16 protein-coding genes, 1 tRNA gene and 1 other RNA gene are annotated in these 26,416 nt (G+C 63.0%); 14 read left to right on the forward strand and 4 right to left on the reverse strand.

Annotated elements, in window-relative coordinates; genetic code table 11:
* Positions 1 to 5: 5 nt before the first annotated feature.
* Positions 6 to 1,187 carry a UDP-galactopyranose mutase gene (gene glf, locus EP30_RS10055; RefSeq protein WP_140558409.1) on the reverse strand — a complete coding sequence of 394 codons (1,182 nt, stop codon included), beginning with the start codon at positions 1,185 to 1,187 and terminating at the stop codon, positions 6 to 8.
* Positions 1,188 to 1,360: 173 nt separating this feature from the next.
* Between glf and ffs the strand changes: the two genes are divergently transcribed.
* The 9 genes from ffs to ptsP all read left to right on the forward strand — a co-directional run bounded on the left by ffs (position 1,361) and on the right by ptsP (position 13,017).
* Positions 1,361 to 1,455: signal recognition particle sRNA small type (ffs, locus tag EP30_RS10060), an RNA gene on the forward strand.
* Positions 1,456 to 1,976: 521 nt separating this feature from the next.
* Positions 1,977 to 2,927, forward strand: coding sequence for a nucleoside hydrolase (locus EP30_RS10065; protein ID WP_094663201.1), 951 nt, complete (start codon positions 1,977 to 1,979; stop codon positions 2,925 to 2,927).
* Positions 2,928 to 3,253: 326 nt separating this feature from the next.
* A tRNA-Arg gene (locus tag EP30_RS10070) sits at positions 3,254 to 3,327 on the forward strand.
* 558 nt (positions 3,328 to 3,885) lie between these two features.
* On the forward strand, positions 3,886 to 4,332 hold the full coding sequence (locus EP30_RS10075; protein WP_140558412.1) for a nucleoside 2-deoxyribosyltransferase: 447 nt from the start codon (positions 3,886 to 3,888) through the stop codon (positions 4,330 to 4,332).
* 332 nt (positions 4,333 to 4,664) lie between these two features.
* The gene (locus tag EP30_RS10080; protein ID WP_140558414.1) at positions 4,665 to 5,972 is read left to right on the forward strand and encodes a hypothetical protein; all 1,308 of its coding nucleotides are present in this window, start codon (positions 4,665 to 4,667) and stop codon (positions 5,970 to 5,972) included.
* Positions 5,973 to 6,122: 150 nt separating this feature from the next.
* Positions 6,123 to 9,089 carry a type I DNA topoisomerase gene (gene topA, locus EP30_RS10085; RefSeq protein ID WP_140558416.1) on the forward strand — a complete coding sequence of 989 codons (2,967 nt, stop codon included), beginning with the start codon at positions 6,123 to 6,125 and terminating at the stop codon, positions 9,087 to 9,089.
* A 150-nt stretch (positions 9,090 to 9,239) separates the two neighbouring features.
* A complete protein-coding gene (gene tmk / locus EP30_RS10090; RefSeq protein WP_140558419.1) occupies positions 9,240 to 10,016 on the forward strand; it encodes a dTMP kinase in 777 nt (258 codons plus the stop codon).
* Entirely contained in the window at positions 10,013 to 11,260 is a 1,248-nt protein-coding gene (locus tag EP30_RS10095; RefSeq protein WP_140558422.1) for a DNA polymerase III subunit delta', read from the forward strand. The genes tmk and EP30_RS10095 overlap by 4 nt, the downstream gene beginning before the upstream one ends.
* Positions 11,261 to 11,361: 101 nt before the next feature.
* Positions 11,362 to 13,017: a phosphoenolpyruvate--protein phosphotransferase gene (gene ptsP / locus EP30_RS10100; RefSeq protein WP_140558425.1), complete on the forward strand. Its 1,656-nt coding sequence runs from the start codon at positions 11,362 to 11,364 to the stop codon at positions 13,015 to 13,017.
* Positions 13,018 to 13,042: 25 nt separating this feature from the next.
* Here the strand turns inward: ptsP and EP30_RS10105 are convergent, their stop codons facing one another.
* Positions 13,043 to 15,919, reverse strand: coding sequence for an alpha-L-rhamnosidase N-terminal domain-containing protein (locus EP30_RS10105; protein ID WP_140558428.1), 2,877 nt, complete (start codon positions 15,917 to 15,919; stop codon positions 13,043 to 13,045).
* A 167-nt stretch (positions 15,920 to 16,086) separates the two neighbouring features.
* Between EP30_RS10105 and EP30_RS10110 the strand changes: the two genes are divergently transcribed.
* Positions 16,087 to 17,202, forward strand: a complete 1,116-nt coding sequence (locus EP30_RS10110; protein WP_181160876.1) for a LacI family DNA-binding transcriptional regulator — start codon at positions 16,087 to 16,089, stop codon at positions 17,200 to 17,202.
* Positions 17,203 to 17,219: 17 nt separating this feature from the next.
* Here the strand turns inward: EP30_RS10110 and uidA are convergent, their stop codons facing one another.
* Both uidA and EP30_RS10120 read right to left on the reverse strand, forming a co-directional pair.
* Positions 17,220 to 19,049 (reverse strand): beta-glucuronidase, encoded by a 1,830-nt coding sequence (uidA, locus tag EP30_RS10115; protein WP_181160877.1) that lies wholly within the window; start codon positions 19,047 to 19,049, stop codon positions 17,220 to 17,222.
* 170 nt (positions 19,050 to 19,219) lie between these two features.
* Positions 19,220 to 20,713, reverse strand: a complete 1,494-nt coding sequence (locus EP30_RS10120; protein WP_219846824.1) for an MFS transporter — start codon at positions 20,711 to 20,713, stop codon at positions 19,220 to 19,222.
* Positions 20,714 to 20,956: 243 nt separating this feature from the next.
* Here EP30_RS10120 and EP30_RS10125 point away from each other — a divergent pair, with 243 nt between their 5' ends.
* The 4 genes from EP30_RS10125 to EP30_RS10140 all read left to right on the forward strand — a co-directional run bounded on the left by EP30_RS10125 (position 20,957) and on the right by EP30_RS10140 (position 25,905).
* Positions 20,957 to 22,006: a LacI family DNA-binding transcriptional regulator gene (locus EP30_RS10125; protein WP_181160878.1), complete on the forward strand. Its 1,050-nt coding sequence runs from the start codon at positions 20,957 to 20,959 to the stop codon at positions 22,004 to 22,006.
* The gene (locus tag EP30_RS10130; RefSeq protein ID WP_094663225.1) at positions 22,003 to 22,563 is read left to right on the forward strand and encodes a YbhB/YbcL family Raf kinase inhibitor-like protein; all 561 of its coding nucleotides are present in this window, start codon (positions 22,003 to 22,005) and stop codon (positions 22,561 to 22,563) included. Before EP30_RS10125 ends, EP30_RS10130 begins: the two co-directional genes overlap by 4 nt.
* Positions 22,564 to 22,663: 100 nt before the next feature.
* Complete coding sequence (locus EP30_RS10135; protein WP_140558439.1) at positions 22,664 to 24,259, forward strand: C69 family dipeptidase; 1,596 nt, start codon at positions 22,664 to 22,666, stop codon at positions 24,257 to 24,259.
* Between the two features lie 128 nt (positions 24,260 to 24,387).
* The gene (locus EP30_RS10140; protein WP_140558442.1) at positions 24,388 to 25,905 is read left to right on the forward strand and encodes a formate--tetrahydrofolate ligase; all 1,518 of its coding nucleotides are present in this window, start codon (positions 24,388 to 24,390) and stop codon (positions 25,903 to 25,905) included.
* Positions 25,906 to 26,416: the final 511 nt, after the last annotated feature.

Raw genomic sequence — 26,416 nt, forward strand, 5'->3', positions numbered from 1 at the left:
CTGCGTCACCAGCGGTTGAGCAGCGGGGCGACCTCCTCCACGTAGGCGGTCAGCGCCGTGTCGATCACCTGATGCATGTCGTAGTACTGGTACGTTCCCAGACGTCCGCCGAATACGGTGTTCGGCTCGAGCTGCGCCTTGGTTCGATACTGATCGTAGGTGTTCCGGTCCTCGGGGGTGTTGATGGGGTAGTAGGGCTCGTCGTCGCGGGTCGCGAACCGCGAATACTCCTCCCACACCACCGTCTTGCCTGGCGCATACGATGCGGCGCGTTCCGGGTTGAAGTTCCTGAACTCGATCGCACGCGTGTACGGCACGTTCGCGTCGGAATAGTTCATGACCGGGCAGCCGAGGTGGTCATCCTCGTCGTAACGGCGTTCCGTGAAGTCCACGGTGCGCCAGCGCAGTGCGCCCAGCTCATAATCGAAATACCGGTCGATCGGGCCGGTGTAGATCACGGGAACACCGGCCTCGGCCAGCGCGCGCTTGTTCAGCGGCTGTGACTCGTCGAAGAAGTCCACGCCGAGCTTCACCTCGATGCGCGGATCTGCGATCATTCTCTCGAACCACGCGGTATAGCCGTCCTTTGGCAGTCCCTCCCACGTGTCCTTGAAATATCGGTTGTCGTAGTTGAATCGCACGGGCAGTCGGCGGATGATGCTCGCCGGCAGTTCACTCGGATCGGTCTGCCACTGCTTGGCCGTGTAGTTCTTGATGAACGCCTCGTACAGCGGCTGGCCGATGAGCTTCCGCCCCTGTTCGTCAAGGTTCCTGGCGATGCCGTGTGCGTGCTCGCCGGCCTGACGCTCAACCAGCGTGCGGGCCTCGTCGGGCGTGTAGTGCGCGCGGAAGAATTGGTTGATCGTGCCCAGATTGATCGGCAGCGGGTAGACCTCGTCGTCATGCGTGGCGTACACGCGGTGCACGTAATCCGTGAACTCGGTGAACCGGTTGGCGTATTCCCACACGCGACGGTTCGAAGTATGGAACAGATGCGCGCCGTACTTGTGGATTTCGATGCCGGTCTCCTTGTCGAAGTACGAGTAGGCGTTGCCGCCGATGTGGTCTCGTACGTCGATGATCAGCACACGGGCGCCGGCATGCTCGGCCGCCTGCTGTGCGATGGTCAGGCCGAACAGGCCCGCTCCCACGATGACGAGATCGGCGTTGACGGGGGTGGTGATCATATATGGTCCTCGACTTCTCTCATGGCAGACGCGCGGTTATGCGCGATTGTGTTTGAAACCGTGCCGTTCCATCGTACTGGGTATTCCAATGTGGGCGGGGGCGTGGGCCCGCGTGGGCCTGTGTCATGCCGCGCCGGAGTGGCGATGTCCTCGGATGTGCGGTATAGTGTGAATTCGGCTCCTACGCGGCGTCATGCCGCCCAACTCCCCCAGGGCAGGAATGCAGCAAGGGTAAGTGGTCTCTGTCGGGTGCGTAGGGGTCTTTTCTTTTTCTCTTTCGTTGTTTTTTATTCTCGGCTGTAGTTGTGTCTCGGACGTGGCCGTGCCGTGGCCAGATGCCGGTGTGGAATGTGACCCCGGCGACCAATCCTTGAGTTCTGTGCGGATTCGTTACCTATGCAGATATCAACCTTCGAGTTCTGTGCGGTCTGAATCGGAAATCCCGAGTATGAACGTTGGAATTTCAAGCCTCATACTTCGCATATCTGCTTTGGAACGCACAGAACTTGGAGATAGGTGTCCGCAGGGTCCTGGAATCCGCACAGAACTCGAAGATGGGCCTATGCGTGCGGTGATTGTCGTGAAAATGATGCTGTGTCCTCGGAGCCGATACGGTTTTCTGCCATGTTGTCCCCTGTGTTGTGTGTGTTCGTGGACTGGGGCCGATCGTGTCGTACTATAGTTGGTGTAACGTTTTATCAAGCGGATTTCCGCGATGTGATTCGCGGTAACGACTATAAATGCATCAATGACAGTGACGTAGTGCACATGATTCGTGAAGGAGCGAATATGGCAGAGAACCCAACGAAGATCATTCTTGATTCCGACCCCGGCCACGATGATGCGATGGCGATTCTGCTGGCGCTGGGCAATCCGAAGATCGAACTGCTCGGCGTCACCACCGTCGGTGGTAACCAGAGCCTTGACAAGGTCACCTACAACGCCCGCGCCGTACTCGAGGCGGCGCACGCCACCGACATCCCTGTACACGCCGGTGCTGATCGCCCGCTCGTCCGTCCGCTCAAGGTGGCCGCCGCAGTGCACGGCGACACAGGCCTCGACGGTGTGGAGCTGCCCGAGCCCACCCGTCCGCTCGACCCTGGTCATGCCGTCAACTGGATCATCGACACGATCATGAACGCTGAGCCGAAGACCATCACCCTCGTGCCCACCGGCCCGCTGACCAACATCGCGCTGGCCGTGCGCATGGAGCCGCGCATCGTCGATCGCGTCAAGGAGGTCGTGCTCATGGGTGGCGGCTATCACGTGGGCAACTGCTCGCCGGTCGCCGAATTCAACGTGGCCACCGACCCCGAGGCCGCACACATCGTGTTCAACGAGTCCTGGCCGATCACCATGGTGGGCCTTGATCTCACGCATCAGGCGCTGTGCACCCCCGACGTGCAGTCGCGCATTGACGCCATCGGCACTGATCTGTCCAAGTTCGCCAGTGGGCTCATGGACTTCTTCCGTGAGGCGTACAAGAACAATCAGGACTTCGTTGATCCGCCGGTGCATGATCCCTGCACCGTCGCCTACCTGATCGACCCATCCGTGGTGGCCACCCGTCGCTGCCCGGTGGACGTGGAGATCCACGGCGCGCTGACCACGGGCATGACCGTCGCCGATCTGCGTGGGCCGGAGCCCAGCGCCGAGGAATGCCACACGCAGGTGGCTGTGAAGCTGGACTTCGAGGGATTCTGGGGTCTGATCATCGACGCCATCAAGGCCATCGGCTGACTTTGCCGTCTGATGTGCGGTGCCGTTGCTGCGGTTGCCGCAGTTGAGCGATAGCGCCGCCCGTCGGGCATATACCCGACGGGCGGCACCCTTTCGGCTGCCATGGATCCGGCACGGCTCTCTTAGTGTGATCACACTAAGAAATGGGGATGGGGTCAAGCAGCATGGTGTCGGTGGTGGGAAGGTGACCGTATGTTATCGCTCTCAGGCGGAAACCATTGGGATTATTGGCGACACTCCGTACGTAACATCGAATTTGCATAAAATTCATCTGGGACTTATTGTATTCGAGTTGCTTCACGAAGGGGACTTCGGAAAGGCGACATGCGCCAGTAGCCCAGCGGATTAGAGCATCTGACTACGGATCAGAAGGTCGCAGGTTCGAATCCTGTCTGGCGCACTTAAGGCCTCGGAAACAATAGTGTCCGAGGCCTTTCCAATTTTTGGCGTTGTTTTTTGGGTTACAGGCCAGAACGTGTCCATTTTGGGGTGTAGGGCCTTGTCTCGGCTGGTGTGTCGCTGGCGTAAATGCAGGCGACGTGACCCTTTCGGAGTCGAATGGGCATCCGTCCCCGGACACACTTTGCGGCCTATGACCTTGGCCATCTCCGGTGCTTGTTCGGCATAGGCGTGCGTCCGATGAGTACGGAGTATCCTCTCCGATGCTTGTTTGCCGTATGCGTGCGTCCGATGAGCACTTCCACCGTTGGGTGCCCTTCGCGGTCCTGCCGTTCTTCTTCATCGCCCGACCGCAGATCGGGCACTTCTTCGCCTTGCTGGATTTCGTTCTCACGACATCCAGCCCGCCACCCGACCCATGGCACAAGCCGGCTATTTTCCCGCCGTCGAAAATAACCAGCCGACACGCCTACTGTCACAAGGCCAGATGCCAGTTATAAGCACCACAAAAGTTCCTATAACCCGGACTTCCATGATTCGTACTCCTACAATGAGGCGCATGACCAATACCGTGACAAACACGACAAACACCGAGTACGATTTCTACGCCGCCGGCCCGTTCTTCAACCCCACCGAGGTGGCCAGCATGGAACGCCTTGAAGCCACGCTGGAATCCCACGGCAAGAAGCTGTTCAAGCCGCGTTTCGAGTCCGATCTCGCCGCCATCGGTGCCGAGGCCTGCTTCGAGGCCGATGTCGAAGGCATCCGCAGCGCCAAGGCCGTGATCGCCAATCTGATCGACGATGATCCGGGTACGATGTTCGAAATCGGCTATGCGCACGGCATCGGCAAGCCCGTGTACGCCTACCTTGACGGCCTCAAGGATGGTGACGCCGTGAACATCATGATCTCCCAATCCGTGGATGCCATCTTCACCTCCGCCGAGGATCTGGCACGATTCCTGGAGACCGGCGAGCACGTGGACCCCATCCTCAAGGATTTCTGATCGGATCGATCAATCTTGCCGGATGACGCGATGGGCTCCGTTCCGCCCCGTCTCCCCACTCAGCAGCCCTATCTACCGCTCGCTAGGTCTTTTCGCGGCTTTGCAGACTTCTAACCCTCGTTCGGTAGGCACCCAAGCCAGGAGAACCCCGGTGGAATCGCATCACGGCCGTCGAACAATGGCCAAATCATGCCGGTTGCCGTCGGAGCGACTGCCTAGCGAAGAGGGGAAAGATCTCGGCGATTCGTATATTCTGCCTAGCGAGCGGGGGATAGCTTCACGGACAGCGGTTCTGCAACGGTTTGGGCCCCGTCGGCTCTAAAGTCGTGACTATGAGTGACAAGAAGCCATCGAATCTGTATTTCGAACCGTTGGATCCGGAACCCGACGATTCCTCCGCCACGCAGTCGTTCCCGCCGGCCGCTTCCTCGGGCAATCCGGGATCGGCGGGAATGGCTCCAAACGTGGCGAACGCGTCGGGCCCCGGAACTCCCGGCGCCCTGTCCCCGCTTGAGGCCGAGGCGCTGGGACTGCAAGGGGAGCCGTCAAGCGCTCTCGCCTCCCTCGCACAGGTTGCAGACGACGATGACGATGCACCCGTCACCAGACGCGGTAAACGAGGCCGCGGTCTCAGTCAATCCGCAGCGACCGACGATTCCGTGGATCCTCGCATGCCCCGCGACCGGTCCGATGACCTGCTCGTCAGCCGTCCCCGCATATCCAGCGTGGTGCTCTGCGTAGTGTTCGGCCTGACGATTCTCGCCATCGCCGCCGTCGTGTATCTGGTGGGCGTGGGAACCGTAGGCGGCCAGGAATACGACAATCTCGCCGTCGACGGATTCGCCGACGCGCTTCCGGGCTGGCTCGCCGCCCTATGCTCGCCGCTCGCCGCATCCGTGACACTCGGCCCAACATCCATCCCGGTCATGGCCTTCGCCGATATCGTCTTCGGCGTGGTGGCGCTCATCGTGGCCATCGCACGCAAACGCTGGCTCGTGATCGGACAGCTCGTCACGCTCGCCATCGTCGCGTTCGCCGCCGCCGAACTGCTGAAGAAACTGCTGCCTCGCCAGGTCTACGACGTATCGATGATCAAAACCGAAGGCAACACGGCCCCCTCCGGTCACATGACCATGGTCGTGGTGGTCGCGCTCGCCCTGCTGTGCGTGGTGCCGCGCGTCTGGCGCGCACTGGTCGCCGTGATCGCCGCCGCATACGCATCCCTGTCGGGCATGGCGCTGCTGGTCGGCGCATGGCATCGTCCGTGCGACGTGATCATGGCGGTCGCGCTCGCTTCCGGACTGGCGTTCCTGGCATTGGCGTTCACGAGGTCGTCGGGCATGGACGAGCCCGGCACCCGTGCATCGTCGGCAAGCATCCAGATCGTCGGCACGGTCATGATCGCCGGTGGCATCATGGCGCTCGCCTACGGCCTGTATGTGGTCTGGCAGCTGGCGCCCGGTCTGCAGTACAGCGCCAAATGGGCGTCCTCGGCGGCACACGGATCGGCAGGCATTCTGATCTGCGGGTCCGTGATGCTCACGTTCGGACTCATGCTCGCCATGCGTCACATCACCGCCGCCCCGCTGTCCAAGATCGGTCTGGTGGGTGCCCCGCCCGCGCCGCCGCGCAAGCGCTGACGCTTCGATCGGCCCGCCCGCGCCGCCGCGCCGCCGCGCCGCCACCTGCCGTGATCGGCATCACGCCAACGACGTGTTCGAACTGCCGATTCGTCAAACCGGGCGAGGTCATGGTTATTATGCACTGTAGTTGACCAAGAAGGAGAGACCATGACTGACGGCACCAAGCTCGTTATCGTCGAGTCGCCTACCAAGGCGAAGAAGATCGGCGGTTACCTGGGCAAGGGGTATGAGGTGATGGCGTCGGTGGGCCACATCCGTGATCTGGCCCAGCCCTCGCAGGTTCCGCCCAGCCGCAAGGAGAAGTTCGGCAAGTTCGGCGTCGATGTGAACGATGGATTCGAGCCGTATTACATCGTCAACGACAACAAGAAGTCCACGGTGGCCGAACTCAAGTCCGCGTTGAAGAACGCCGACGAACTCTATCTCGCAACCGATGAGGATCGCGAGGGAGAGGCCATTGCCTGGCATCTGGTGCAGACGCTCAAGCCCAAGGTGCCGGTCAAGCGCATGGTGTTCCACGAGATCACGCCGGAGGCGATCAAACGATCACTCACCGCCACGCGAGACGTGGATGGGCACATGGTCGACGCACAGGAGACCCGTCGTGTGCTCGACCGACTCTACGGCTACGAACTGTCCCCCGTGCTGTGGCGCAAGGTGGGGCCGGGCCTGTCCGCCGGCCGTGTGCAGTCCGTCGCCACCCGACTGATCGTCGAGCGCGAGCGCGAACGCATGACGTTCGTTCGCGCCTCGTACTGGGATGTGCTCGCCACGCTGGTGGCCGCGGACGGTGATGTGGACGCCGGATTCGATTCGCGTCTTGTCTCACTTGGTGGCCGTCGTCTCGCCGTGTCCAAGGATTTCGGTGCCGACGGGCAGCTCACCGACGCAGCGCGCAAGGACGAGCCGGTCGTCATGGACGAGTCACTGGCCAACGCCGTCGCCGAGGCCGTGCGTGACGTGCCGTTCGTCGTGCGATCTCTGGAGACCAAGCCGTATCGTCGTCGTCCCCAGCCGCCGTTCACCACGTCCACGCTGCAGCAGACGGCCGGCAATCGTCTTGGATTCAGTTCTCGTGCCACCATGCGTGCCGCGCAGGGCCTGTACGAGAACGGTTACATCACGTATATGCGTACCGATTCGGTCACGCTGTCGCAGGAGGCCATCGCCGCCGCCCGCGACGAGGTGAGCAAGCGGTACGGCGAACGGTTCCTGTCGGACAGCCCGAAGCAGTATGTGACCAAGACCGCGGGTGCGCAGGAGGCGCACGAATGCATCCGTCCGGCGGGTTCCACGTTCCGTTCCCCGGAGGAGCTGGCGAGCCGCGTGCCGCCGGACCAGCTGAAGCTGTACACGCTGATCTGGCGTCGTACGCTCGCCTCGCAGATGGCCGACGCCACCGGTTCCACCGCAACCGTTCGGTTGGGTGCCGACTCCGGTGCCCATGGCGAGGCGCTGTTCCAGGCGTCCGGTACGGTGATCGAGTTCCCGGGCTTCATGGAGGTGTACGGGGGAGCGCGTTCCGCGTCCGGTTCCGCAGGCAGGTCCGGTGGTGATGCCGGCGACAAGGGCAAGACCGCGAAGGACACCGAGAACGTGTCGCTGCCGCCGATGGCCGTGGGCGACGCGCTGCATGCCGTCGACGTCGATTCCGCCGGTCACGAGACGCAGCCGCCGGCGCGCTACACCGAAGCATCGCTGGTCAAGACGTTGGAGGCCAAGGAGATCGGCCGCCCGTCCACGTATGCAAGCATCATTTCCACGATCATCGATCGCGGGTACGTGTATGAGAAGGGCCGTGCGCTGATCCCGTCCTGGCTGGCGTTCTCTGTGGTCAAACTGCTTGAGACGAATTTCCCGCAGTACGTGGATTATCAGTTCACCGCGCAGATGGAGAACGGTCTTGATCAGATCGCGCGCGGTCATGAGAGCGGCCGTGACTGGCTGACGCGATTTTACTTCGGCACCGGCGAGGGTACGGTGGATTCGCCCGAGACCGCGCATAAGGGCCTGCAGCAGCAGGTGGCGCAGCTGGGTGACATCGACGCGCGTGAGATCAACACGATCGACATCGGCGACGGACTGCATGTGCGCGTGGGACGATACGGTCCGTATCTTGAGGACACGAAGAACCTTGACGACGAGGGCAATCCGAAGCATGCGTCGATTCCCGACACGCTGGCCCCCGACGAGCTGACGCCCGAAGTCGGTCATGAGCTGATCGCCACGAACTCCGGTGGCCCCCGCGTGCTGGGCACGGACCCGGTCACCGGTGGAACCGTGGAACTGCGCAAGGGGCGGTTCGGTCCGTACGTGGCGCTGATCACGCCGGAGATGCAGGCGCAGGCCGAGGCCGAGAAGGCTGCCGAGAAGGAGGCCGAGGAGAAGGCTCGCAAGGCCGCCGAAGAGGCCTCCGCCAAAGGTGAGCCGGCTCCGAAGCGCCGCGCCACGCGCAAGAAGAGCGTCGCACCCAAGCCGAAGATGGCCTCGCTGTTCAAGACCATGAATCCCGAGGCGCTGTCGCTGGACGACGCGCTGAAGCTACTCAGCCTGCCCCGATTCGTTGGCACGCTTGAGGAGACGAATGCGGAGACCGGCGAGATCACGAAGGCCACGGTCGAGGCCAACAACGGTCGTTACGGTCCGTACCTGACCAAGACCGTCGAGGGCGACAAGGCCGAGACCCGATCGCTGGGTAGTGAGGACGAGATCTTCACTGTGGATCTGGCCAAGGCGAAGGAACTGTTCGATCAGCCCAAGTACGGTCGCGGACGTGGTCGTGCGGCGGCCAAGCCTCCGCTGCGTGAACTCGGTCCCGATCCCGACACCGCCAAGCCGGTGACGATCAAGGATGGTCGTTTCGGCCCGTACATCACCGACGGTGAGACGAACCGTACGCTGCCGCGGCAGTTCACGCCCGAGTCGATCTCCCCGGAGGAGGCGTTCCGTCTGCTCGCCGAGAAGCGTGCCGCTGGTCCGACCAAGCGCCGGACCGCGCGCAAGTCGACGAAGTCGACATCGACCGCGAAGAAGACCACGACCCGGAAGACGACCGCCAAGAAGACGACCAAGACCACGGCGTCGAAAACGTCAACGTCGTCGGCGTCGAAGTAACCGTAACCGTTACGTGGGCAGTGTATACCCGAGCAATACAGTTGTATAAACGTTGTAATTTCAACGTTTTTGGGCACTGCGTCATCTGGGCCGGACGGCCCACGTAACGCAACACGGCGAAAGTTGGCACGCGCCGATACGGTAGAAGGCATGGCTGGACTGTTCATTTCCTTTGAAGGCGTTGACGGCGTGGGCAAGACCACGCAGGTGGAGCGACTGCGGCAATATCTCGAATCCCGCGGGCGTACGGTCGTCGTGACCCGCGAGCCGGGCGGTACGCCGTTGGGCGTGGCCCTGCGCAAACTGCTCCTGCACAACGTGTCGTCAAGCAACGTGTCGTCAGGCAACGCGTCAGACGATGCATCGTCGGATTCCGGCACGGCGAACAATCCCCCCGCCGACATCGCCCCGCGTGCCGAAGCCCTGATCTTCGCCGCCGACCGAGCCCAGCACGTGGCCGAACTGATCCGCCCGGCATTGGACCGCGGCGATGTGGTGATCACCGACCGGTATCTCGATTCCTCGTTGGCGTATCAGGCCGGCGGCCGCGAGCTCACCCCCGCCGAGATCCGCAATCTGAGCCTGTGGGCCACGAATGGTCTGCTGCCGGTCCGCACGTATCTGCTCGACATGGATCCGTCCGTCTCCCATACCCGTCTGCAGCATGAGGCCGATCGTATGGAGTCCGCCGGCGACGACTTCCAGAACCGTACGCGTCGCGCGTTCCTTGATCTTGCGTCGGCCGAACCGGATCGTTTCCGTGTGATCGACGCCGCGCAGTCCATCGATCAGGTCTGGTCAGCGATCCAGTCGGATATCGACGATCTGCTCCGCACAATGCACAATATGCACGACGATCGTGTGAACGACGACTGCAGTGTGCACGACGTCCCTAGCACACACGACGACCGATCGGAGAGCCGATGACCAGTAATGACACGTTCACCGCGCCGCAACCACAGTCCGCAACGACTGTGCTCGTCCCGCAGCCGCAGCACACGCCCGCCGTCTGGTCAACGATCGTCGGACAGCGTCCCACCGTGGAACTGCTGTCCCGTACGGCCGCGACCACCGCCGACATCGCCCAGTCCTGGCTGATCTGCGGTCCCGCCGGCTCCGGCCGTTCCAACGTGGCCCGCGCATTCGCCGCCGCGCTCGAATGCCCGAATCATGGCTGCGGCGAATGCTCCACATGCCGCCATATCCTCGCCGGCACACATCCTGACGTGACCGTGCTCGCCACCGACAAGGTGACCATCGGCATCGATGAGGTCCGTGGCATCATCGAGAAATCCGAGCAGATGCCCAGCACCACGCCGTGGCGGATCATCATCATCGAAGACGTGGATCGCATGCTCGAACGCACCACCAACGTGCTGCTCAAGGAGATCGAGGAGCCGGCCGCGCATACGATCTGGCTGTTGTGCGCGCCGAGTGCGCAGGATGTGCTGCCTACCATCCGTTCGCGTACGCGCGTGGTGAATCTCGCCATTCCCAGTGATCGTGCGGTCGCCGAATTCCTGATGACATCGGTGAATCCCACACTGCCGGATGACAAGCGCTTCACCGAGCATGTGGCGGCCCGCGCCGCGCGACTGGCCGAGGGGCATATCGGCATCGCCCGGCTGTACGCCACGAACGAACGTGTGATGACCGACCGTGACACGCTCGTGGTGGGCGTGCTCAATCTGACCAAGGCATCGGACGCGGTATTGCTCGCCGATCATCTGATCTCCGACGCCAAGGCGCAGGCCGAGGCGGAGATCGATGCGCAGACCGCGCGTGAACAGGCCGATTTTCGTCGTGTCAACGGATTGGGGGAGAAGGACCGAATTCCGCCGAAAATCCGTGGTGCCTACAATGCGATCGGCAAGAAGGGGGACGTGCGGCGGCGCGTGACACGACGCAGCCGTGACGTGCTCGACCGCGGGCTCAATTCCATCGCCAGTGTGTATCGCGACGTCGCCGTGCTGCAGAATGATGCCGAGGGGTCCGTCGGCATCGTCAACAAGGAGAATCGCACGGCCATCGCCGAGCTTGCGTCGCGTCTGAGCCGTCAGTCGGCCATCGAACGACTGGAATACGTGGCCGAGGCCCGCCGTCGTCTCGCGGGCAACGGCAATCCGCTGCTGGTCTTCGAGGCGCTGTTCTGTGCGTTGATCGTGCCGTGACAGTGCGTTGATCGTGCCGTGACGTTGATCGTGCCGTGACGTTGATCGCACGGTGATCGCGACGAAAACGGGCAACGGCGTCCGCCGCAAAGGAGAATCCCATGAACATCACTGGTGTCGGCATCGGCCACGGTGTTGCGATCGGTCCGGTCGTTCGCATGGTTGCCGAGTTGCCGGAGCCGTCCGATATACCCCGCTCCGAAAGCGTCCCAGCCGAAGTGGAGATCAACAGGGCCGCCGCTGCGCTTGCTGCGGTGAACGCCGACCTGCGTCGTCGCGCCGAAAAGGCCGCCAACGGCGATGATGGCACCAGACAGGCCGCTCCGATCCTGCAGGCCATCGCCATGTTCGCATCCGACCCGTCGCTGGCACGGAACATCGTGACGCTCATCGCCAATGGCAAGACCGCCGAACGCGCCGTGTTCGAAGGATTCGGCGCGTTCGAGTCCGTGTTCGAATCGCTCGGCGGCCATCAGGCCGAGCGCGCGGCCGATCTGCACGATGTCGGCCAGCGCGTCATCGCCGATCTGATGGGCCTGCCCGCCCCCGGCATCCCGTGCAGCGAGACCCCGTTCGTGCTCGTGGCCGAGGATCTGTCGCCCGCGGACACCGCCTCGCTTGACATGACCAAGACGCTCGCCATCGTCACCTCGCAGGGTGGACCCACGTCGCACACCGCCATCCTTGCCCGCGCCCGCGGCATCGTGACGGTGGTGTCCGCCGCCGGAGCCGAATGCCTGACCGACGGCGAGACGGTGATCGTCAACGCCGCCAAGAACACCGTCGTGGCCGATCCGACCGACGACGAGATCACCGTAGCCGAAGCCGCGCGCGCCCTCGCCGCCAAGGCCAAGGAACTGCGCGGCAAGCCCGGCTCGCTCAAGGACGGCACCCACATTCCGCTGCTCGCCAATGTGAGCAATCCCAAAGACGCCGACCCCGCACTCGAATACGGTGCCGAGGGCGTGGGCCTGTTCCGCTCCGAGTTCCTGTTCATCGGTAACGTCGAACCGCCGACCGTCGAGGAGCAGACCGCCGCCTATGCCGAACTGCTCAGCCGTTTCCCCGGCAAGAAGGTCGTGATCCGCATGCTGGATGCCGGCGCGGACAAGCCGATGCCGTTTCTCACTCCGGAGGACGAACCGAACCCGGCGCTGGGCCTGCGCGGTCTGCGCACCCTGCGCGTGCACAAGGACATCATCGAAGGCCAGCTCAAGGCCCTTGCCGCTGCCGACGCCCAGACCGACGCCGACCTGTGGGTCATGGCGCCGATGGTGGCCGATGAGCATGAGGCCGCCTACTTCGTCAAGCTCGGCAAGAGCTTCGGCCTGAAGAAGGTCGGCGTGATGGCCGAGGTGCCGTCCATCGCCATGGTGGCCGACAAGGTGGCCAAGGTGGCCGACTTCGTGTCGATCGGCACCAATGATCTGACCCAGTACACGCTGGCCGCCGACCGTACGCTCGGTTCGGTGGCCAACTACCAGACCGCATGGCACCCCGCCGTGCTCCGCGCGATCGCGATGATCGCCGACGCCGGCAACGAGAACGGCATGCCGGTCGGCGTGTGCGGTGAAGCCGCCGCCGATCCGGATCTGGCCGTGGTGCTCGCCGGCCTTGGCGTCAACTCGCTGTCGATGACTCCGGCGGCGTTGGACGGCGTGCGCGCCGAACTCGCCAACTGGACGCTTGAGGAAGCGCGCCAAAAGGCATCCGAGGCTCTGGATGGCACCTTCTACAAGCCCGCCTGGGGAGACTGACGGCCCGCCGCAGCGTGGTAGACCGTCAGAGCATCACCGTGTGATGTCCGTAGCCAAGTCCGCCACCCGTCGTTACGCCGTGCGGGGACTTCAGATACGCCGTGGCATGCGCCGGCACGTCGATGTCCACACGCAATCCGTACCGTACGCCGGCGTCGTCCAACGCCACGCGTGCGGCATCCACCACGATCGGCCCGCGCACGGTGGGCACAACGGCCCGCGCCTGATCCACCGACCCACGCTTGCCCGGCTCGCCCAACTGCGGCTTCACCGTGAACGTGGCATACCCCGGCGAGGTCGGCCGAATGCCGAGCAGACCCTCCGGCAGCAGGAACGCCGGCGACGCGGCCCACGGATGCGAATACGTGGTGTTCGGCTTGAGCTCCACATCCCACGCCTCCATGGTGGCACCGGCCCCCTTGTCGATCATGTTCATCCAGGTACGCAGCCCGTCATGCGAGGCGATCAGCGCATTGGCGTCCGCGCCGAGTCCCGCCCTGTACAGTCCGGTCAGGTACACGCTGGCCGCATACACACTGCATGCCATGCCCTTGCCGCGCAGGAAGGCACCCACCGCGGCGATACGATCCCGCGGCACCTGCGCAAAGGCGAGCGCGAACGCCGAAGCGTGCAGTGAATGATGTCCGATGCGCTCGCCGTCGGCCCCGTCGGTCAGTCCGTCGATATAGGCTCCGGCCTCGGCGTCGTACAGGCGATCATGAATGGCCGCGCGCATACGATCGGCGATGCGCCCGAACCGGTCGGCGTCCTCACCGCGTCCGAGCGCACGCGCAATATCGGCCATATCGGCGAACGTCTGCGAGGAGAGCGCGTTGATCACCGTGTTCACCCGACCGAATTCGAATCCGTCGCGTTCCACCGGCGGCCAGTCGATCAGATCGCCGTCGGTCACGCTGGACTCGCCGGGATCCTTGACGATCAGTCCGGATTCCTCGTCGAGATGACCGAGCGGCAGCAGCGCGACCAGCTGATCGTAGTGCGTGGCGATCTGCCGCATGGACCCGGTGCGCATCCATGCGTCGTGCGCGGCGAGAATCAGATACAGCGGCCATTCCGTCGGCCAGGTGCGGTTGGCGATCAGCCAGTCCACCGAATATTCGGCGAGCGCGGGAGCGTCGTCGCAGATCAGATGCGCCTGCTGCTGCAGCCATGCGTCGCCCTCGTACGGTGCCCGTTCACGCGTCCACGAATCGGCGTAGATATTGCCGTTGGTCGATTCCATGGTGTTGCGGCAGAACGCCCACACCGTGTTCAGCGTGGCGTCGGACGATGAGAATGCCGCCGAACGATCGAACGGATAGACGAGCGCGGCGGCCTCGATGCTGGCGTTGCCGTCAGCCAGTCGACGCAGCAGAGCTCGTGACGCATCGTCGTCCGCCGGAATGATCTCCACGTACCGGAACACGCGCAGGCCCCACGTTTCCATGGACGCGGTGTCGTCGGTGAGATGCCAGATGTCCTCGTACGTGTTGAATGCGCTGAGATGGTATTTCACCGATCCGTCGGCGTTGAGCACCTCACCGTAGCGGATGCGCAGCGTCGGCCGTGCGTTGCCGTGTGCGTTCTCGGTCTGGGACGCGCCGCGAACCGTGTTGTGCACTGCCTGCGTGATGCGCACGCCGCCCTCCCACGTGCGGCCGAAGTCTAATACCAGATGGCCGTCGTCGGTGGTGCGAATCGCGGCCGGCGCATGATACTGCACCTCGGGCTTGTCCGTAGGCGTCGGCGCGAGCGCGGCGAACGACTCGCGCACCGCCGCCGGCGACCACGCGGCATCGTCGAAACCGGGCTCGCTGAATCCGAACGGATAGTTCGCCGCCTGCACGTTCTCCGCCGGCGCCTCGAAATACTGCGTGCCCACGGATGCCGAATCCGGGTAGATCGTGGTGCCGGGCAGCGCTCGCCAATCCTCGCCCGTGCCGAAACGGGCCGTCGTCCCGTCGTTGAACATCACGTCAAGCTGGGCGAGATACCGCTGATCCTCCACCGTGTATGCCAGCGCGCCGATGGCGTTCCGGCCCGGACGTAGCAGCGCCGTCACATCGTAGCCGTCGTAGCGTGCCTCGTTGGCGATGGGGAATACGGGACCGTATCCGACGAACGATCCGTTGACCCAGGTGCGGTGCACGAACTGGCGTGCCGCGCGCGTGCTCGATGCGGTCACGTTGAGCGTGGCCCAGCGCACCGGCTTGTCCGGCAGCGTCACCTCGCCGCGCAGGAACGCCCATCCGCGGGAATTGTGAGGATCGGCGGCCTTGGTGTTGCCCACGAAGAACGAGTCGTCGGTCGGCGCGGTCTCTTCGTCGGGCAGGTTGAATTCGGCGGACTCGTCCACAACGCCGTCCGCCGGGGCGTCGGCCGGGACCCAGATGGGGACGGCCTGCCACCGGTCGCCGGCACCGCTGCCGAACGTCACCGGATCGGACCAGGGGGATACGTGACCATGGCCGTCCCAGACGCGCACCTCGAGCCAGTATCGGCTGGATACGGGCAGTTCGAATCCGTCGAGCGTCACGCTGACCGTGCCGTCATACGGCTGGCGTCCGGAATCCCAGACGGTGATGCCTCCTCCCGGACGATCGGTGACGATGATCTGCCAGTGCGTCCACTCGGATGGGGACGACGGTTCGGTATCGATGCCGCCATCGGCGGTGGCATCGGCGGTGGCGTCATCCACCCACCACCGCACGGTCACGGGGGTGCCGGACATGAGATCCACCGGTTCGATGCGATCGTTCACGCGAATATGTCCCACGCGGATATGGCCGAGACTGAGGGAACCCGTTCCGGGCGTATCGGCAGATTCCTGCGCCGTGGTGTTTGCCGTGGCGCTTACGGTGTTTTTTACGGCCGTCGTGTCTGCATGTGCCGGAGTCGTCATACTATGCTCTTTTCGTCAACATCATTGTTTGTGGTACGTGCATTGATGGTAGATATGACCGTGGGTTAGCATGGCTGTTGCCCGTGATTTGCGTTTTTTGCCGGTTTTGCAGACGACATGGCTAGGCGTATACGCGCATTATGCACGTCGTGAGGGAGGTTGGATCGATGACGAGTCCGGAATCGCCTATGGAATCGCCCGCGGAATCGCCTGTGGGCCGACGTGCCGCCCTTGGCCGTGAGGTGCGTCTTGTGGATGTCGCCGCTGACGCCGGCGTCGCCCCGTCCACGGTGTCGCGCGCATTCCGCAATCCCGATCGTGTGAATCCCGCCACGCTGGCCGTGATTCGTGAATCAGCGGAACGACTCGGCTACGTGCATCGGCCATATCGCCGTCGCATCGGAAAGACGGCAGGCGTGATCTCACTGGTCGTCAAGGACACTGCCGCATCGTCATCGCTGTTGCGCGGGGCCCAGGACGAGGCCTACGCCTCCGGTCTTGCCATCAGCGTGATCGAGTCGAACCGCACCGGCCAGTGGGAGACGTCGTTCACGGAAGAGATTTCGGAGACGTCCAAGGGAGTGCTGATCGCCTCCGATCGTGTGGATGCGCCGCGTCTGGCGAAGTTGGCCCGTCGCGTGCCGCTGGTGGCGCTCAACCGTCCGGTTCATGGGGTGTCGAGTGTGGTGCCGTATGCGTTTTCCGGCGTGCATCAGGCGTTGGCGCTGCTGATGTCGAATCGGCACTCTGAAGTCGTGTACGTGTCCGGTCCCGATTCGTGGGCGGACCGGTCGCGTTGGCATGCGGTCGAGTCGGTCGCCAAGTCACGGGGGATGGCCGTGCGACGCGTGGGGCCGTTCGAATCCTCCGCGGAGGGCGGCGGGCAGGCGGCCCGCATGCTGCAGGGGCCGTCGTGCCCGAGTGCGGTGATCTCGTATAACGACGTGATCGCGGCCGGCATGATCGCCCAGTTCGCACGTGACGGCGTGAACGTGCCCGGCGATGTCTCATTGATCACGTTCGACGATTCCCCGCTGGCGTCGATGATGATGCCGCCGTTGACATCCATCGTGATCCCCCGGGAGCGGATCGGCGCGATCGGTGTGCGCACTTTGCTGCGTATGAACAGCATGGGCCTGTATTCGCTGTCGTCGTTCGGCGTCGACGATCTGGCCGCACTGCATCTTGACGCCAGCACGGTCCGATCCTTCGAGGACCCGGACATGCTCGCGCTGCCGACTTCCCTGATCATCCGCGAAAGCGTGGGCCCGGCCCGCCGCTAGCCGTTCCTCGCTGCCGTCTATTCCAGATAGTCCGGCATCGTCGTCCATCGATCGCGCAGATAGTACGCCGCCATCTTGGGCTGACGATCGCGCGTGAACAGACCCTTCTTGTTGCCGTTCACTCGCATAATGCCTTCGGTGGTCTGGAAATCGTTGAGATTCCAAGCCTGCTCGCCCACGATCCAGTCGAACGCGTCGAACAGCGTGGCCATCTCGGTGAGGTTCTCCACCTGATACTCCTCGCTCCACATCACGCTCGGCAGCTTGTGCACGCCGGCCATGGTGTCTCCGCCGTATTCGGTGAACAGGAACGGCTTGTTCGGCTCGAGCTCATGCCACAGTTCCAGCTCCTCGCGCTGATGGCGTGCCGCCTCGTGAATCAGCACGCCGCCCTCCACATACCAGCCGTTGTACCGGTTGAGCATGATCACGTCGCACAGATCATGGCATTTGTCCTTGCCTGCGCCGCACGCCGTCACGTTCGTGTACGACCTCGGGCGCTTCTGCGGATCAAGATCCAATGCAAGATCGAACACCTTGCGGAAGTACGGCACCGCCGCGTCGGATGCGGAATCCGGCTCGTTGAACAGGCTCCAGATGCCCACGCACGCGTGACGCTTGTCGCGGTCGATCAGTTCTCGCACTGCCTGCAGATGTGCCGCCAGCGTGTCCGTCTGCACCACCGGTTCGTCGAAGAACGTGACCTCCTTGGTCTTGCTTGCATCCGTCGCATCAAGGAAATTGACGAGTGACTTCATCATGCCGACGGCCGCCACCTCGTCGATCACCAGGAATCCTTCGCGATCCGCCTCGTACAGCTGTTCCTCCGCGTACGGGTAGTGGCTGGTACGGAACGAATTCGCGCCGATCCATTTGAGATTCTCGAAGTCGCGTTTGTTCATCACCGGATCGAATCCACGGCCGTGAATATCACTGTCCTCATGACGACCGAATCCCTTGAGATAGATCGGTCGGCCGTTGAGCAGAAGACGCGTGCCGTCCACGGCGATCGTGCGGATGCCGATCTCGTCGTAATATTCGTCGATCACGCGGTCGTCGGCGTCGTCGTCGACGATCCGCACGGTGAACGTGTACAGATACGCGTTGCGCAGCTGCCACGGGATCACGTTCTCGATGCGCAACGTTCCCGCCTTGCCTCGTCCGCGGGCCACGTCCATGCCATCCTCGTCCGTCACGACGATCTCCACGTCATGATCGCCGTTCGTGTCCACCGTGTAGTCGACGAGGGCGTCGTCGCCGTCGAAACGACTGACAACGGCGAAGTCCTCGATGCGTTCGCGCGGCGAAACGACCAGTCGTACGGGACGCTGCAGTCCGGAATAGTTGTAGAAATCAAAATACGGTGCGCACACCTTCGTACCGTCGGGCAGGATCTTCGTCTCGCCGGCGGGAAGTGTGTTAAGACCGAGTTCGTTGTTCATCTTCACGACCACGGTGTTGACGCCGTTCCAGTTCACCACGTCGTTGATCGGCGCGACGAACGGGGTGAATCCGCCTTCGTGACGTGCCACTTCAACGCCGTTGACGTATACGGTGGCGCGATGCGTGGCCGCGTCGAACCGGATGCCGACGTTTGCGTCACGCCATTCGCCGGGCACGAACAGGTCGGTTTCGTACCAGAAGTCGCCGGTGTATTCACGGGACGCCTTGTCGGTGAACAGGTCGGCGAAGCTCGACGGCACGGGTACGTCGATGGGATCGGGCAGACCGTGCTCCCATCCTTCATATACGCCTTCGGAGCGTGGATCGAACTGGAGCCGCCACGTACCGCACATGTCCTGTATGCGGCGGGTCGCGGTCAGACGTGGATACAACGAATCAAACATGATGTGCTTCGTACTCCTTACGCATTCCCTAGTGTGATCACACTAAGGCCACATTGGTTAGTGTGATCACACTAAAAAAACGGGTTGTTGGAATTTCAACGATTATGGGTGGTTGCGTTCCTTAGTGTGATCACACTAAGGAACGGGTGGGGTGAGAGGGTGGGGTGTGATCAGCGATCCGTTACCATGCGCTTGGCCTGCAGGGTGGCGGCGTTGTCGTCCACGCGCTTCTTGGTCAGCGGATACACGACGATCAGGAACACTACGGTCAGTGCGAGGAAGACGGCCGGAATCAGCGTCGTGTACATGTACAGACCGTTGATCGTGCCCTCGGACTGCACCGCCGTGGCACCCGCCTGATAGCCGATCCACGTGAGCGAGACGCCCGACAGCCATCCGGCGAACGCCTGGCCGAGCTTGCGGGAGAACGAGTATACGGAGTAGCAGGTGGCGTCCTCACGGATGCCCTTGGTGGCCTCGATGTCGTCGATCACATCGGTGACCATCGCCCAGATGATCAGGTTGAACGTGCCGAGACCGATCTGCGCCACGCCGTACCCGGCGAGGAACATGAACGGGTTGTCGGTGTGCAGCAGGTACAGCGTGAACATGGCGATGGCGGAGATCGTCATGCCGACGACCGCCATGGTTCGATGGCCGAACTTCTTGGCCAGCGGCATCACCGTCGGCGCCAGACACAGCATGACCACCGTGCCGATCGTGGTCGCCACGGATGCATAGGCCGCGTGACGGTAGAAATCGGCAAACAGGAAGTTGATCATCTGGCCGAGGAACAGCTGTGCGAGCATCAGCGACAGCGCCGCGCCGATCAGACCCACCATGGCCCGCGACGAGAACGCGGCGCCGAGCATGTGTGCGATGCCGCGACGATCGGCGTCACGGTCGGCTTTGACATGGTTCTCCGCCTTCACTCGTTCGGTCACCGACAGATAGCAGATCAGGTACCAGACGAACGCGAGCGCGGAGAACAGTCCGGCGGCGATCGCAAAGATGTGGCTGCCCTCGCCGCCGCGGATGATCTGGTTGCCAGCGGCGTCGGATTCGTAGATCACCAGCGGTCCGACCACGCCGATGAACATGCCGGCGAACGATCCGCCGATCGAACGGAACGTGGACAGCGAGGTGCGGTCCTTCGGCTCGGGTGACAGCACGGACGCCATCGAACCGTAGGGGATGTTCACGCACGAGTACAGGATTCCCCACACGATGTATGTCACGTACATGTACGCGGTTTTCACACCCATCGACGAGTCGATGAACACCGTCTGGTACATGAGGAACGAGAAGATCGTCACGGGCGCGGCGAATTTCATCATCACCACGCGGTACTTGCCGTTGGGATGCGTCTTCGCGCGGTCCACGAGCACGCCCACGGTCACGTCGGCGAACGCGTCGATGATGCGTGCCACGAGGAACAGCGTGCCTACAGCCGCGCCGGGGATGCCCATCACCTTGGTGTAGAAGATCATCAGGAACGAACTGGCGAACATGAACGTGAAGTCGTTGCCGAAATCGCCGAACATGTAGCCGATCTTGTCGCGCAGTCCGAATGGGCGGATCGGTTTCGGTTCACGTTCCGGCTCGATCGCGTTGCCGGCCGCAGTGCCGTCAGCGTCGGACGTGGTGGTTGTCATGGTTGACATGGCGTCGCTCTCCTTGTCTGTAATCGGTGCGAGAACGCGGACTCCGTTGTTCCGCGGCTTGCGATTGCCAGATTAATGTGACCGACCGGTAGGAAGGTGGGCTTTCCGAATCTTGCCAGACTTTCCGTTTATTGCCATTGCCGTCAACGATTGCTGGCGTCGATCGGTGCGTTGAGGGCATTCTTCGCCGCGCTTGTCGTGTTTTTCGCCGTGTCGCGGGGGTATGCCCATACGATGGTGCGCATGAAGGATTCGGAAAATGGTCAAGGTAGCGGTCGCGGTGCCCATGTGCCTCGTGTGCGGCTCAAGGACGTGGCCGAAGCGGCCGGACTGTCGTTGACCACGGTGTCCCGCGCGTTCTCCCGCCCGGGCAGGGTGAGCGAGCACACGGTGCGGTACGTGCACGAGGTGGCGAATCGACTGGGCTATATCCCCGATCAGATCGCGCCGGTGGAAGACCGCCGTACGCTGCATTCCGTGATCGCCGTACTGGTGGCGAACCTTGACAATCCCGTGTTCGTGGACATGATACACGGTCTGGATCGTCGGTTCGCGGAGTACGGATTCGTGACAAGCGTGGTGGATTTTCAGGAGGACCCCGTCCGCGAGATGGAGGTGGCCGAACGGTTGGCACCGTTCGTGGACGCGCTGATATTCGCGTCGCCGAGAACGTCGAGTACGTCGATCCGCAAGATCGCACAGGTGGTGCCCACGGTGGCGGTTGATCGCGTGGTGCGCGGCGTGCCGTCGGTGGTCGTGGACGATCGTGCTGCCACCGCCGACGCAATGGAGCAGCTGCTGCGGCTTGGGCACGGCAAGGTGACGTATCTGTCCGGTCCCGAAGGGTCATGGCAGGATGGTTACCGGTGGAATTCCATGCATCTGGCCGGCCGGAGGATCGGCATGACCATGCGCCGGCTTCCGGGGGAGAGCTTTGTGCGCGACGGCGGCCGCATGGCGGTCGACGAGTTTCTGCGTACTCCGACCACGGCGTTGATCGCGTACGACGATCTGATGGCGATTGGATTCATGGAGGAGATGCGCGCCCGCGGATATGCAGTCCCCGAACGCTGTTCGGTAGTCGGATTCGACGGCATCGTGCAGGGTGCGGAATGCGCGCCGGCATTGTCGACCATCGCCATCGACTATCACAAACTGGGGGAGGCCGCGGCGAACCATCTGATCACACGGCTGCTGCACGTGGGAGAATCGGCCGGCCCGATCGTGCACATGCCCGCCGAATTCATTCCGCGCGCCAGTATCGCACCGGCCCCGCCTATACTGAAACCATGAAGATTTCAGCCGATTTCACCGTGATACCCGATGTGTTCGCCAAGGCCGCCGACCCGGAGTACATCAACGCCGGCGTGCCCGTCGTGTCGTTTCCGTTCTACGTGGACGACGTCAATCCCGAAGCCCAGTACCTGCACTGGACGTTCACCGACCCCGATTCGATTCCGGTATGCGGTTTCGAATGGATTCACTGGACGGTCGCGAACCTGCCGATCGCCGCGCTCATGTACGACTTCAACGATTCGCACGCGTTGCAGATCCCGCCGGACTTCTCCCGTCAGATGGTGGCCATGATCCCCGAGGCGTTGCAGGGCCGCACCTCCCAGGCGTCGCGATTCGTCGGCGGCACCGATCCCGCCGCGACCATGCGATACAACGGACCGCAGCCGCCGGACAAGGATCATGACTACTACCTGCACGTGTACGCCACCAAGCAGCCGCTCAAGGGGCTCAACGGCGGTTTCTGGATGAACGAGATGATCCACGCCCTGCGTGACGCTGCCGCCAACGGCGATGCCGCCGACCAGGACGCCATCTTCCTCACCGGCAAGGCCTGATCCCGAATCCGACCGCACCCGGCACAGCCGAGCGGTCGGATACCATCGAAGACAATCGAACACCACACAAGGAACCAAACAAGGAGAGCGCACACCCACCATGGCATGCACCACGATTCTGGTCGGCAAGAACGCCAGCTACGACGGCTCCACGATCATCGCCCGCAACGAGGACTCGCAGCAGGGCGAATTCACGTCGAAGAAGTTCGTCGTCGTCAAGCCCGAGGATCAGCCCCGTCACTACCGTTCCGTCATCAGCCACGTCGAAATCGACCTGCCGGACGATCCGCTGCAATACACCGCCGTTCCTGACGCCGTGAACAAGCAGGGCATCTGGGGCGAGGCCGGCGTCAACGAGGCGAACGTGGCTATGAGCGCCACCGAAACCCTCACCACCAACGAGCGCGTGATCGGCGCCGATCCGTTCGTCGAGCTCACTCCCGCCCGCGGCAAGGAGGGCGAGGACGGCTACGAGCCGGAGATCCCCGGTGGCATCGGCGAGGAGGACCTGCTCACCATCGTGCTGCCGTACATCCGCTCCGCACGCGAAGGCGTGGAACGACTCGGTGCGCTGCTCGAGGAATACGGTACGTACGAGATGAACGGCATCGCGTTCTCCGACGTCAACGAGATCTGGTGGCTGGAAACCGTCGGAGGACATCACTGGATCGCCAAGCGCGTGCCCGACGACGCCTACGTGACCATGCCGAACCAGCTGGGCATCGACGAATTCGACATCGACGACGCTCTCGGCGACCAGGAGGAGCACATGTGCTCCGCCGACCTGCGCGAGTTCATCGACGACAACCATCTCGATCTCGCCGTCGAGCCGGTCAGTCCGCTCAACCCGCGTGACATGTTCGGCTCCCACTCCGACCGCGACCACGTGTACAACACGCCGCGCGCCTGGTACATGCAGCGCTTCCTCAACCCGTACGACGAGGTGTGGGACGGCCCCGACGCCGCCCACCGCCCCGACAGCGACGACATTCCGTGGGCACGCCAGCCCGAACGCAAGATCACGATCGAAGACGTGAAGTACGTGCTCAGCTCCCACTATCAGGGCACCCCCTACGATCCGTACGGCACGCTCGGCGACGAATCCACGCGCGGCAGCCTGCGTCCGATCGGCATCAACCGCCAGAGCCAGCTCGCCGTGATGCAGATCCGCCCCTACCGCCCTGAATCCTGCCGTTCGATCCAGTGGATCGCCTACGGATCCAACGCGTTCAACACGCTCGTGCCGTTCTACGCGAACGTGGACGATACGCCCGCATACTTCGCCGACACCACCGATCACGTGGACTCCGGCAACTTCTACTGGGCGAACCGCATCATCGCCGCGCTCGCCGACGCGCATTTCGCCGCTACGTCGCCACTGATCGACCGGTATCGCGAGAAGACCGGCGGTCTCGGCCACCGCATGCTCGCCGCGGCAGACGAACAGGTGGTCCGACTCGATACGAACCCGGTGGATCTGGACGATCTGGCCGACGAGGAGGAGGCCGTCGACGACGTGCGTGACGCCGACGCGATCATCGCCGCCGTGCGCAATCCGGAGGTGCGTGGCATTCTCGCCGCCGCCAACCAGACGCTGGCCGATCAGGTGAAGACGGAGACCGACGCGCTGCTGTCCGACGTGCTGTACACGGCCAGCATGAACATGCGCAACGATTTCCACCTGTCCGACAACTGATCCGTTGATCCGTCCCGCTTGCGACTGCGTGGAACGCCGGCCGCCCTTCGCCAGCCGTTGTTGTACGCTGGAACACGTTGCAGTCGCAAGCAATTCCGGTAATCACCAGCAATCGCAAGAGGAGAAATATGGCCATCTTCGATGATTTCGTGAGCCAGTACGGCATTGTGAAGAAGATCGATGCCTTCGGATACCTCGACTATCTGAAGAACAATCCCGACGCCCCGCGCAAGCACGGCAAGGTGGTGCTCGTCACTGCCGACACCCCGCTCAAGGCGAGCCGTGGCGAGGGCAAGACCACCACCACGATCGCGCTGATCGACGCCCTGCGCAAGCGCGGCATCGACGCCACCGCCGTACTGCGTCAGCCGAGCATGGGTATCACCGCAGCCGGTTCCAAGGGCGGCGCGTCCGGCGGCGGCAAGGCCTCCCTGACCCACCCCGAGATCATCGACTGGGGTCTGTGCGGTGAAATGGGAGCCATCGAGGCCGCGCAGAACCTGCTGGTCTCCTTCGCTGAGAAGGCCGTGGATGAGGGCAAGCTCGACACCGTGCTCGTGCCGCGCGTCTCCGAAGTGCCGTCCCGTTCCCTGCGCTCCATCGCCGTGGACTACGGCAAGGGCAACGTGGCGGAGAAGATGGTGCTTACGCCCACCTGCGAGCTCATGCAGATCGTCGTGTTCTCCCGTTCCATGGACGAGATCGCCGAGCGCGTGAGCCGCATGATCGCCGGCACGCTCGACGGCAAGCCCGTCACGTTCGCGGAGCTCACCGACATGTGGCGCATCACGAACATTCTCACCGATGCCGTCAAGCCCGCGCTCACCGAGACCGTGAACGGCTCCCCGGTGTACGTGCACGGCGGTCCGTTCGCCAACGTGTCCGTCGGTATCCCCACGCTCGTGTCCGTGGAGATGGCCTGCACCCGCCACGATGTGGTGATCGTGGAGGCCGGTTATGGTGCCGACGCCGGTGCCCAGAAGTGGCTCGACATCGCCTCCCGCGAATACGGTGCCCAGTGGCCGTCCGCCGCGCTCGTGGTGACGCGTGCCACCACCTGGCGCGATGATCCCGATCGCCAGTGGCGCTACCCGTTCCACGTGAACCGCCTGGAGAAGCTTGGCATCCCCACGTTCCCGCTGATCAACCTGTGGGAGGGCGAGGACGATCAGATTCCGGCGCTGCGTGAGACCGCCGCCGAGCTGGGCTTCCGTACGCCGATCATCGGCAACCTGTTCCGTGATGGCGGCGATGGTCTGACCGAGCAGCTTGATGACTTCGTCACCGCGCTTGGCTCCGCCGGTGTACCGGGCGCGCAGGCCAGCCACAAGGGCGAGGACGTGGTCGACACCGTGCGTTGGATCGCCGCGAACGCCTACGGCGTGCCTGCCGAGCGCGTGGTGTTCAAGCCCGGATTCGAGGAGTCGCTGGCCGAGGCCCGCGAGCTCGTCGCCGGTGTGGGTCGTGATCTCAACGACTTCGCCGTGTGCGCCGTGAAGTCCCCGGCCACCATGACCGACGACGACACCGCCCCCGCCGAGGAGCGCACCGTGACTCTGAAGAAGGTGGAGGTGCGTGCCGGTTCCGGCGTGGTGCAGGTGAACCTCACCAAGTCCCTCACCACCCCCATGCCCAAGATCGTCTGATCTGACTCAATCGGTTCTGGGTCCGGTGACCATTCCGGGACCCTCGGGCGGTCCGTCTCAATCGGTTCCGGGCTCGGGGTTCTGGGTATTTCCGTACGTTTGATATTGGTTCTGGGTATTTCCGTATTACGGGGACCTGTTGTTTGGGGTCCTCATGATACGGGAATACCCAGAACCGTTTACATGTACAGGTTTGACCCAGAGTTATCGTCCGGGTTTACCCCGATTCGTGTCCGTTCTGACCCAGATTCGTGTTCGTTTTGACCTAGATTGTTGTCCGAGTTCACCCAATATCGGTTATGGTGTCCACAATCCGGTCAGGGGACGTTGATTGTGGTCTGTCCCGTGTGGTTCTGGGTATTTCCGTACGTTTGATATTGGTTCTGGGTATTTCCGTGTTATGAGGGCCTGCTGTTTGGGGTTCTCGTGATACGGGAATACCCAGAGTCGTTTATATGTACAGGTTTGACCCAGAGTTATCGTCCGGTTTTACCCAGATCGTTGTCCGTTC

Source organism: Bifidobacterium sp. UTCIF-39, assembly GCF_006408715.1.
GTDB classification, from domain to species: domain Bacteria; phylum Actinomycetota; class Actinomycetes; order Actinomycetales; family Bifidobacteriaceae; genus Galliscardovia; species Galliscardovia tissieri.

Excerpts from the sequence above, each read along its gene's own strand:
- glf (WP_140558409.1), bottom strand. The coding sequence starts at position 1,187 with ATGATCACCACCCCCGTCAACGCCGATCTCGTCATCGTGGGAGCGGGC.
- EP30_RS10065 (WP_094663201.1), top strand. The coding sequence starts at position 1,977 with ATGGCAGAGAACCCAACGAAGATCATTCTTGATTCCGACCCCGGCCAC.
- EP30_RS10075 (WP_140558412.1), top strand. The coding sequence starts at position 3,886 with ATGACCAATACCGTGACAAACACGACAAACACCGAGTACGATTTCTAC.
- EP30_RS10080 (WP_140558414.1), top strand. The coding sequence starts at position 4,665 with ATGAGTGACAAGAAGCCATCGAATCTGTATTTCGAACCGTTGGATCCG.
- topA (WP_140558416.1), top strand. The coding sequence starts at position 6,123 with ATGACTGACGGCACCAAGCTCGTTATCGTCGAGTCGCCTACCAAGGCG.
- tmk (WP_140558419.1), top strand. The coding sequence starts at position 9,240 with ATGGCTGGACTGTTCATTTCCTTTGAAGGCGTTGACGGCGTGGGCAAG.
- EP30_RS10095 (WP_140558422.1), top strand. The coding sequence starts at position 10,013 with ATGACCAGTAATGACACGTTCACCGCGCCGCAACCACAGTCCGCAACG.
- ptsP (WP_140558425.1), top strand. The coding sequence starts at position 11,362 with ATGAACATCACTGGTGTCGGCATCGGCCACGGTGTTGCGATCGGTCCG.
- EP30_RS10105 (WP_140558428.1), bottom strand. The coding sequence starts at position 15,919 with ATGACGACTCCGGCACATGCAGACACGACGGCCGTAAAAAACACCGTA.
- EP30_RS10110 (WP_181160876.1), top strand. The coding sequence starts at position 16,087 with ATGACGAGTCCGGAATCGCCTATGGAATCGCCCGCGGAATCGCCTGTG.
- uidA (WP_181160877.1), bottom strand. The coding sequence starts at position 19,049 with ATGTTTGATTCGTTGTATCCACGTCTGACCGCGACCCGCCGCATACAG.
- EP30_RS10120 (WP_219846824.1), bottom strand. The coding sequence starts at position 20,713 with ATGTCAACCATGACAACCACCACGTCCGACGCTGACGGCACTGCGGCC.
- EP30_RS10125 (WP_181160878.1), top strand. The coding sequence starts at position 20,957 with ATGAAGGATTCGGAAAATGGTCAAGGTAGCGGTCGCGGTGCCCATGTG.
- EP30_RS10130 (WP_094663225.1), top strand. The coding sequence starts at position 22,003 with ATGAAGATTTCAGCCGATTTCACCGTGATACCCGATGTGTTCGCCAAG.
- EP30_RS10135 (WP_140558439.1), top strand. The coding sequence starts at position 22,664 with ATGGCATGCACCACGATTCTGGTCGGCAAGAACGCCAGCTACGACGGC.
- EP30_RS10140 (WP_140558442.1), top strand. The coding sequence starts at position 24,388 with ATGGCCATCTTCGATGATTTCGTGAGCCAGTACGGCATTGTGAAGAAG.